This window comes from Paenalcaligenes sp., from assembly GCF_030152715.1.
Taxonomy (GTDB): domain Bacteria; phylum Pseudomonadota; class Gammaproteobacteria; order Burkholderiales; family Burkholderiaceae_B; genus Paenalcaligenes; species Paenalcaligenes hermetiae.
The window spans coordinates 1-5494 of the sequence record NZ_JASLIX010000114.1 but is presented as its reverse complement, the minus strand read 5'-3'; the positions used below and the strand labels follow the sequence as shown (position 1 = coordinate 5494).

Below are 5494 nucleotides of genomic sequence, written 5' to 3'. Positions count from 1 at the left end.
ACCCCCTTTTTTAGCAGTACTTCTTAGTAGAATGAGTGAGTAGATGCTGATGTTATTTTTGTTTAGGGGTGATCCCACCCAATGCCATCTTGGTTAGTTATTGATCCGACAATGCGAGAGAAAGCACCCTAATCTAGGGTGCTTTTTTTATGGCTTTTTGATCTAGAGGAATTTGTATTGGAGTTTGATGTGTAAAGAGGGTGTGAACAGTTCAGTAGAAATAGATTTTGATTCTAAAGGTGATGCAATGATAGGAAAAGAAAAAGCATTGACACTGAAAGAGGCCGCTGAAATCTTAGATGTATCCTACTTCACGCTTTTTAGAAGGCGGCATCAAATTGCTTTTCAGGTTCCTGGTACAAACCGTTGGCGCATTTGGCCATCAGAGCTTGCTGCAGCAACGAGAGCAGGCAATAATTTGAAGCGATTATCGTTGCGAGTCGATCAGGAGAAGTCATGGCGATCCGCAAAAATAAAGAGTCAGGGATATGGTGGGTTGATATCACCCCACCCGGTGGCCAAAGAGTTAGACGCTCTACTGGCACAAAAAACAAAAAAGAAGCGCAAGAGTACCACGATCAATTAAAAGCCGAGTTGTGGCGCATTGAAAAGTTAGGTGCAAAGCCTAAGCGCTCATTTGAAGAAGGATGTGTTCGTTTTTTGCAAGTCAGTGCTGGGCAAGCGGACTATCAAACTAAAGTGCGTCATGTAAGGTATTGGCTTGAGGTTTTTGCAGGGCGATCTCTTTGTTCTATTACGGCTGATGATATTTATGCAGGGTTACCTGTCTATCGAGAGTTTGACGATGGTCGTGAGCCAAGAAAAATATCTGAAGCCACAAAAAACCGGTATTTAGCGAGTATCCGTCGTATTTTTTCATTGGCGCATAAAGCTGACTGGATAGATAAAGTACCTAACTTAACTAACTATCGCGAGCCTGATGTAAGGGTTCGATGGATTACTAAGGAATTAGCGAAGCGATTGATAGACAACATTCATTTACCTTGGATGCGCGATGTGTGTGAGTTTGCTTTGCATACAGGTGCACGTGCTAATGAAATACTTACCTTAGAGTGGGAAAACGTAGACTTGGATGCAGGCGTTGCTTGGGTTATTAGCAGTAAAGCCAAGTCAGGTCGAGCTAGGTCCTTACCTTTAAATGCAGAAGCATTAGGTTTATTGCGTAGGCGTAAACAAAAGGGAGGGCGGTGGGTGTTTACTCGCTCAACAGGTAAACCTATTTCAGAGATAGATAGGCGTGTGTTTAATAAGGCATGTAAAAAAGTAGGAATTGTAGACTTCCGTTTTCATGACTTACGACACACATGGGCAAGTTGGCATGTACAAGCAGGTACTCCTTTATTTATCTTGAAAGAGTTAGGAGGATGGGAAACATTAGAAATGGTGCGTAAGTATGCTCACTTAGATGCGAGCCATCTGGCTGAGTATGCAGATCACGTCACGTTTAGGTCATAGTAACGCTAGAAAACAAAAAAGCCACCTAAGTGGTGGCTTTTAAGTCCTTGATTTACAAGGTGAATTCTGGCTCCCCGAACAGGGCTCGAACCTGTGACCTGCGGATTAACAGTCCGTCGCTCTACCGACTGAGCTATCGGGGAATTGCTTAAAAATCTAGTATAGCATGGTTTGAAATAAATTTGCAACTATTTTTTTCAAACCCGTTTCAAGTAACTAAATTTTTACTTGTCTTTGGGGTGGCTGTGTAGCCGTGTCCGCCAAAGAAATATAACTATAACAAGACTTTTTTAAAAGTGCAAGCCCCTAGAGCAAAAAGTTAAAAGCGGTTTAAAGGGATTTTTAAGTAGCGGTGCCCATCGTCTTCGGGCTGGGGCAGTTTGCCTGCCTGAATATTGACTTGGAGCGAAGGCAAGATCAAGCGTGGCATGCCTAATGTTGCGTCTCGCTCGGTGCGCATTTTGACGAATTCGGCTTTGCTAATGCCATCGCGCAAGTGAATGTTATGCTGTTTTTGCTCAGCTACCGTACAAGCATGTTGAGGCTCGCGGCCAGCGGGAGGGTAGTCGTGGCACATAAACAGCACCGTATCGTCGGGAAAGCTCAACAATTTTTGTACAGAGTCATACAGCTGTTCCGCATCGCCCCCTGGGAAATCGCAACGAGCTGAGCCAACATCAGGTAAAAATAGGGTGTCACCGACAAAAATACCCAAATCATGAACGTGATAGGCCATATCTGCAGGGGTGTGGCCAGGGACATGTAAGACGTCCACGGTCATATCACCGATTTTGAACTGATCGCCTGCTTTAAACAGCACGTCGAATGGCTCGCCATTGGTTTTGACGTGATCCCCCAGATGATAAATGGTTTTAAAGGTGTTTTGTACCGTAGTAATGGGGCTACCAATAGCGATTTGACCGCCAAGCTGAGATTGCAACCAGGCACCAGCAGAAAGATGGTCAGCGTGTGCATGGGTTTCGATAATCCATTGCAACTCAAGCTGGTTTGCCTTAATGTAGTCCACAAGTTTTTGTGCGGATTCGGTGCTGGTTTTAGCGGCATGCGGTTCGTAATCAAGAACGGGGTCAATGATGGCGCATTGCGCATTACCAGGAGCATGTACCACATAAGAGAATGTGGAGGTTTGCGGATCAAAAAAAGCTTCTGCGTGCGGAGTCTTCATATTTAGGTCTTCTAATATATAAAATAATAATATATAATTAAGTATAATGTCTGTAGAAACTTTTGCAACTATGTCTGTTAATACTGATCAAATCGCGCAACTCAACGAGGTCGCGACCGAGGCGGCGACACTACTTAGTCGTCTTGCTAATCCTGATCGCCTGCTTATTCTTTGCTTATTAGTAGAGGGGGAAAAAAATGTCTCTCAGATCGGCGAAGAAAGCGGCATTCAGCAGCCCACCTTATCACAACAACTTACTGTGTTGCGTAAAGATGGGTTGGTACAAACGCGCCGTAGTGGCAAATATGTGTATTACCGCCTCGAAAATTCGGATGTGTTAACGATTATGCAAACCCTTTATCAGGTGTTTTGTGCACCTCAGGAGTCAAACAAATGACCATTGATTGGGCGAATTTCACCCCATGGCAGTCGCTATTAGGCGGGGCCTTAATCGGGTTAGCCGCTGTTGTTCTTTTAGTGATAAATGGCCGCGTTTTTGGTGTTAGTGGCATTTTAAGTACGTCCGTTTTTGGGGGCGGTCAGCGCGGTTGGCGTATTGCAGCGCTTATTGGTGTGTTTGCCGCACCGTGGTTATATCTTGCGCTGGGGGGGCAGCTGCCACAGGCAAACCCCCGCTCGATCCCTGTTTTGATTATTGCAGGGCTTATTGTTGGCTTTGGTAGTAGCCTTGGCTCGGGCTGTACCAGTGGGCATGGCGTATGCGGGATCTCACGCTTATCTGTGCGTTCCATAGTCGCAACATTAAGCTTTATGGCTACAGGGTTTTTAACGGTGTATATCTTTCGCCATCTACTCGGCTTAGTTTAAGGAATACGTTCATGATGATGATTGTAGGTGGTGCGCTAGCCGGATTACTGTTTGGCTTAGGCTTGCTGATTTCTGGCTTAGCCCATCCAGATAAAGTTCAAAGCTTTTTGGATTTGGCTGGAAACTGGGATCCTTCTTTGGCTTTTGTGATGGGGGGCGCGATTGCGGTCGCTATTGTTCCCTTTACATTAGCAAAAAAAGACAAAATTCAACCCATAAGTGGTGTGCAACTGGCGCTTCCTAAGCGCACGGATATTGATAAAAAGCTGCTGATTGGCAGTGCTTTATTTGGCGTGGGTTGGGGGTTGGCAGGATATTGCCCTGGCCCTGTGTTGGTGTCTTTTGGCGCAGGCATTGGTATGGCGTGGTGGTTTTTGCCCGCCATGGTGGTCGGGATTTGGATTCAGCGCCAGTTTTTTAATAAATAAGTATTTTTTGGTTTATCTGTGTGTAGTACCTTTGGCACCTTTCGGGGTGCCTTTTTTTATCCTAAATGTGTCTCATTTTCAGGTAGGGGGGTCATATTGCTAATTTGCTCCAAAATACCACAGTCATCGGTGGTGCCTTCGTGGGCGCAGGCGTGTTGGAGCTGCTGTAACTGTTGTCGTAACTGTTGTAATTCTTGGATGCGTATATCCACATGACGCAAGTGTTCGGTGATGATTTCGGTAACGGGGTGGCAGGCGGCTTGCGGAGCATCCATAAAGGCTAGTAAGTCCCGAATTTCATCATGTGTCATGTCTAAGCTACGACAATTACGTATAAAACGTAGACGTTCTAGGTGTTGAGTGTGATATTGGCGGTAATTGCTGTGGTCACGGCGTGGTGGTGGCAGTAAGCCGATTTTTTCATAGTAGCGAATGGTTTCGGTACCACAGTTGGCGAGTTGAGCGAGTTCTCCGATTTTCATGGCTTGACCTTGTAGTGACTTTAAGGTGTTTACTTAAAGCATACAGGAAAATGAAGAGGTGTTTTATGAGTGCTTGGCCTAAATCATCATGTTGTTCCCACGACGAGGCGCATCAGCCCGAAATGGAGTCACCTGCTGCGGCAAGCTGTTGTGCGGCTCCAACGTATACGCCGTCCTCCGTTGCCCCGTTAGCGGTGCAAGCGGGACAGGAGCTGACACGGCTGCGTATTGAACAAATGGATTGCCCAGTAGAGGAGCAACTCATCCGTAAAAAACTTGAGGGTGATGCTCAGGTAATTGCGTTGCAGTTTCATTTGATGCAGCGTCAATTAGATGTATTACATACGGCTGGTTATGGTTCCCAAGTGGTGTCCGCGATCCAACGTTTAGGCATGGATCCTGTGTTGATCCAAGCTGGGGATCAGCCTAAAACGCTTAAGCCGTCTCATGGGAAAAAAACACTTGTGATGGTGATAAGTGCCGTGTTTTTGGCATTGTTGGCAGAGCTGGGCGCCTGGCTCGTATGGCCTTCTTGGATGGTGATTGTCCTGTCGGTGATAGCCATCGCATTAACGGGGGGCACGGTTTATAAAAAGGGTCTTATTGCCTTAACTAATCGTAATTTAAATATCAATGCGTTGATGAGCATCGCGGTGACTGGGGCGGTATTACTGGGGGAGTGGCCTGAAGCAGCGATGGTGATGTCACTTTTTGCGCTGGCAGAATATATCGAAGCACGCTCTTTGGATCGAGCACGCCGTGCTGTCGATGGACTATTGGCGTTGGCGCCTGATGAGGTTGAGGTTTTTGATGAGCAGGGGCACTGGCATTTACAGCCAGCTCAAACCGTAGCCGCTGGCAGTTTGGTAAAGGTTAAGCCAGGTGCTCGTATTGGTTTAGATGGCGTGGTGCAAGCGGGTTCGTCAACAGTAAACCAAGCACCGATCACGGGTGAAAGTTTACCTGTACTTAAGCAGAGCGGAGATAGGCTGTATGCGGGTTCGATTAACGGCATGGGCGAGCTGCAATACCGCACACAAGGTACTTATGATGAGAGTTTGCTAGCTCGTATTGCCATTTCAGTGCAGCAAGCA

The 5494-nt window shown here is 46.4% G+C and carries 7 protein-coding genes, 1 tRNA gene and 1 pseudogene; 5 read left to right on the top strand and 4 right to left on the bottom strand.

From position 1 onward, the window contains the following. Positions 1–320: 320 nt before the first annotated feature. The gene (locus Q1V74_RS09035) at positions 321–458 is read right to left on the bottom strand and encodes a hypothetical protein (RefSeq protein WP_300648298.1); all 138 of its coding nucleotides are present in this window, start codon (positions 456–458) and stop codon (positions 321–323) included. Between Q1V74_RS09035 and Q1V74_RS09030 the strand changes: the two genes are divergently transcribed. Continuing rightward, positions 457–1476 (top strand): site-specific integrase, encoded by a 1020-nt coding sequence (locus tag Q1V74_RS09030; RefSeq protein WP_300648296.1) that lies wholly within the window; start codon positions 457–459, stop codon positions 1474–1476. The genes Q1V74_RS09035 and Q1V74_RS09030 overlap by 2 nt on opposite strands. A 67-nt stretch (positions 1477–1543) precedes the next feature. Here Q1V74_RS09030 and Q1V74_RS09025 read toward each other — a convergent pair. Continuing rightward, positions 1544–1619: transfer RNA gene (locus Q1V74_RS09025), tRNA-Asn, on the bottom strand. Between the two features lie 176 nt (positions 1620–1795). Continuing rightward, positions 1796–2662, bottom strand: a complete 867-nt coding sequence (locus Q1V74_RS09020; protein WP_300648294.1) for an MBL fold metallo-hydrolase — start codon at positions 2660–2662, stop codon at positions 1796–1798. Between the two features lie 70 nt (positions 2663–2732). On the opposite strand from Q1V74_RS09020, the gene Q1V74_RS09015 reads away from it, so the two are divergent. From Q1V74_RS09015 to Q1V74_RS09005, 3 genes are read left to right on the top strand one after another with little or no spacing between them, the layout of a single operon-like run. Continuing rightward, the gene (locus Q1V74_RS09015; RefSeq protein ID WP_300648292.1) at positions 2733–3059 is read left to right on the top strand and encodes a metalloregulator ArsR/SmtB family transcription factor; all 327 of its coding nucleotides are present in this window, start codon (positions 2733–2735) and stop codon (positions 3057–3059) included. Next, complete coding sequence (locus Q1V74_RS09010) at positions 3056–3490, top strand: YeeE/YedE family protein (protein ID WP_300648290.1); 435 nt, start codon at positions 3056–3058, stop codon at positions 3488–3490. The genes Q1V74_RS09015 and Q1V74_RS09010 overlap by 4 nt, the downstream gene beginning before the upstream one ends. An 11-nt stretch (positions 3491–3501) precedes the next feature. Beyond that, a complete protein-coding gene (locus tag Q1V74_RS09005) occupies positions 3502–3918 on the top strand; it encodes a DUF6691 family protein (RefSeq protein WP_260648904.1) in 417 nt (138 codons plus the stop codon). Positions 3919–3974: 56 nt separating this feature from the next. Here the strand turns inward: Q1V74_RS09005 and cadR are convergent, their stop codons facing one another. Beyond that, entirely contained in the window at positions 3975–4400 is a 426-nt protein-coding gene (cadR, locus tag Q1V74_RS09000; protein ID WP_300648287.1) for a Cd(II)/Pb(II)-responsive transcriptional regulator, read from the bottom strand. Between the two features lie 65 nt (positions 4401–4465). Here cadR and Q1V74_RS08995 point away from each other — a divergent pair. Further along, positions 4466–5494: pseudogene (locus tag Q1V74_RS08995) on the top strand (hypothetical protein); the annotation flags it as partial.